At 73.4% G+C, this 2,975-nt stretch carries 3 protein-coding genes; 1 reads left to right on the forward strand and 2 read right to left on the reverse strand.

All coding sequences use genetic code 11. The features are described from left to right. Window positions 1-1,334: DNA primase (gene dnaG, locus VIB11_RS06285; RefSeq protein ID WP_332029438.1), on the reverse strand; the 1,334-nt coding region annotated here is incomplete at its 3' end. Between the two features lie 95 nt (window positions 1,335-1,429). Here dnaG and VIB11_RS06290 point away from each other — a divergent pair. Further along, on the forward strand, window positions 1,430-1,813 hold the full coding sequence (locus VIB11_RS06290) for a YrdB family protein (protein ID WP_332029440.1): 384 nt from the start codon (window positions 1,430-1,432) through the stop codon (window positions 1,811-1,813). Here the strand turns inward: VIB11_RS06290 and VIB11_RS06295 are convergent. Then, on the reverse strand, window positions 1,766-2,975 hold a 1,210-nt coding region (locus VIB11_RS06295; RefSeq protein WP_332029442.1), incomplete at its 5' end, for a deoxyguanosinetriphosphate triphosphohydrolase. The genes VIB11_RS06290 and VIB11_RS06295 overlap by 48 nt on opposite strands.

Below are 2,975 nucleotides of genomic sequence, written 5' to 3' on the forward strand. Positions count from 1 at the left end.
CGGCCGGCCCGCGCCACCTCCGCCTGGACCTGCTCGACCTCGACGCCGATCCAGCCCGCCACGGTGCGGGTGTACTCCGGGCGCATCGACGTGTCGCGGATGCTCGCGACGATCGGCGCCGCGGCGCGCATGCCCTGCACCCTGCCCTCGGCCGTCGAGAGGTCGAAGCGGGCGATCGTGGTGCGGACCGCGAACTCGAACATCGGGACGGCGTCCTCGACGAGGTGACGCACGGCGTCGTCACCCTTGGCCAGGCGCAGGTCGCAGGGGTCCATGCCCCGCTCGGCCACGGCCACGAAGGACTGCGACGCCCAGCGCTGGTCCTCCCCGAAGGCCCGCATCGCCGCCTTCTGGCCGGCGGCGTCACCGTCGAAGGTGAACACGACCCGGGCGGGCGCGAGGTCCGCCTCGTCACGCATGATCCGTCGCAGCACCTTGATGTGGTCGACGCCGAACGCCGTGCCACACGTGGCCACCGCGCCCTCCACGCCGGCGAGGTGGCACGCCATGACGTCGGTGTAGCCCTCGACGACGACGGCCTTGCGCTCGGCGGCGATGGCCTTCTTGGCGGCGTCGAGCCCGTAGAGCACGCTCGACTTCTTGTAGATCGGCGTCTCGGAGGTGTTGAGGTACTTCGCCGCGATGCGGTCGTCGTCGAAGAGACGACGGGCGCCGAAGCCGACGGTGTCGCCCGTGATGTCGTGGATCGGCCAGACCAGGCGGCCGCGGAACCTGTCGTAGAGACCGCGCGAGCCCCGGCCGGAGAGCCCACCGATGGTCAGCTCGTCGTCGGTGAAACCCTTCGCGCGCAGGTGGCGGGAGAGCTCCTCGCCGCCCCGGGGCGCGAAGCCGACGCCGAACCGCTTGGCGGCCTCGCTGTCGAACCCGCGCTCGCGCAGGAAGTCGCGGCCCTTGCGGGCCTCGGGGCTCTCGAGCAGCGTGCGGTGGTAGAACTCCTGGGCCACCCGGTGCGCCTCGAGCAGCCGCGACCGGCGGCCGAGCGACTCGCCGTCGCGGGGGGCGAAGCCGTCCTCGTAGTGCAGCTCGAGCCCGAGCTTCTGGGCCAGCCGCTCGACGGCCTCGGCGAAGGTGAGGTGCTCGACCTTCTGCAGGAACGAGATGACGTCGCCGCCCTCGCCGCACCCGAAGCAGTGCCAGGCGCCGACCACGGGGCGGATGTTGAACGAGGGCGTCTTCTCGTCGTGGAAGGGGCACAGGCCCTTCATCGACCCCGGGCCGGCCGGGCGCAGGGTGACGTGCTCACGCACGACGTCCTCGATCGACGAGCGCTCTTTCACCAGCGCGATGTCGTCGGCCTTGATCCGACCCGCCACGTGTCCTCCTTGTCCGCGGTGAGTCTAGGCGCTGCCCGTCGCCGGCGTCTGGCAGCATGCCCACATCCCGCCCCGGCATCCCGCGAGGAGACACCGTGCAGTCCGTGCGCGCCTTCCTGCTGAGCCTGCTCTTCGCCCTCGAGCTGCTCGCGCTCTTCGCGGTCCTGCGCTGGGGCTACGGCGACGGCGGCCTCGACGGTGCCGCCGTCGGGGTGCTCGCCCTGGTGGCCATGGCCGCACTCTGGGGCCAGTTCGCGGCGCCCCGCGCGCCACGGCGCCTCGCCGGCTGGCGACTCGCGGTCTTCATGGTCGCGTGGTTCGGCCTGGCCGCCGTCGCGATCGCCGCGCGGGGCAACCCGTGGCTGGCAGTGGCCTTCGCGGTGGCCGTCGCGGCCACGAAGGGGCTGCTCGCCGTCACCGGCGGCAACCCGTCAGCACCACCGGCGGTGGAGGGCCAGGGCCCGCACGTCGGTCAGTGAGGCGACCTGGTCGACGACGACCCGCAGCGCCTGCGCGTCGGTCCCGGCGGCCTTCCAGTCGGTCAGCAGGACCGGGTCGAGTCGCTCGGCCGGGCCCTCCCGGTAGGCCGCGACCAGGTCCCTGACCACCTCCCGCTGGGCGGCCATGACCTCCACCCGCTCCTCCGCGTGCATGACGAAGTGGGCGGCGACGGCCTTCAGGACCGCGCACTCGGCTCGGGTCCCGTCGGGCACGACGAGCTCGGCGGCATACCGGGTGAGGTCGCCCCCGCCGTGGCGCTCGCGGGTCGCCACCTCGACGGCGAGCACGAACCGGCCGATGAGCCGGGAGGTCATGTCCTTGAGCGCGGCGAGGTCGCCTCGCGACCCGTCGTATGCCGTGGGCACGGCTCCGGTGGCCAGCACGCGCTCCAGCGCGGCCCCGAGGTCGTCGGCCCCGAGGTCCGCGGCATACACCCCGCCCGCCACGGCCAGGACGTGCTCGACGTCGGTGGTGTCACGCAGCCGCCGGAGGTCCAGTCGGCCGGAGGCGACGGCGTCCTCGACGTCGTGGACGGAGTAGGCGACATCGTCGGACCAGTCCATGACGTCGGCCTCGAGGCATCTCCGTCCGGCAGGCACGTCGCCGCGGAACCAGGCGAAGACCTCCAGGTCGTCCTCGTAGACACCGAACTTCCGGCTCCCAACCGCGGGCCCGGCGCCCTGCCCGCGCGCCCACGGGTACTTCGTGGCGGCGTCCAGTGAGGCGCGCGTGAGGTTGAGGCCGGCCGGTCGGCCATCGGGGTGCACGCGCTTGGGCTCCAGCCGGGTCAGCAGCCGGAGGGTCTGGGCGTTGCCCTCGAAACCGCCGATGCCCGCGGCCAGCTCATCGAGCGCCTGCTCGCCGTTGTGCCCGAACGGCGGGTGCCCGATGTCGTGGGCGAGGCAGGCGGTGTCGACCACGTCGGCGCTGCAGCCGAGCGCGGCCCCGAACTCGCGACCGATCTGGGCGACCTCGAGGGAGTGCGTGAGCCGGTTGCGGACGAAGTCGTCGTCGCCGGGCTGGACGACCTGCGTCTTGGCGGACAGGCGCCGCAGGCCGGCGGAGTGCACGAGCCGGGCGCGGTCGCGGGCGAAGTCGTCGCGGTCGGCGCGCTTGTGCACGGGGTCCTCGCGGACCCAG

Origin of the sequence: Pedococcus sp., assembly GCF_036554925.1 — a bacterium.
Lineage (GTDB): Bacteria > Actinomycetota > Actinomycetes > Actinomycetales > Dermatophilaceae > Pedococcus_A.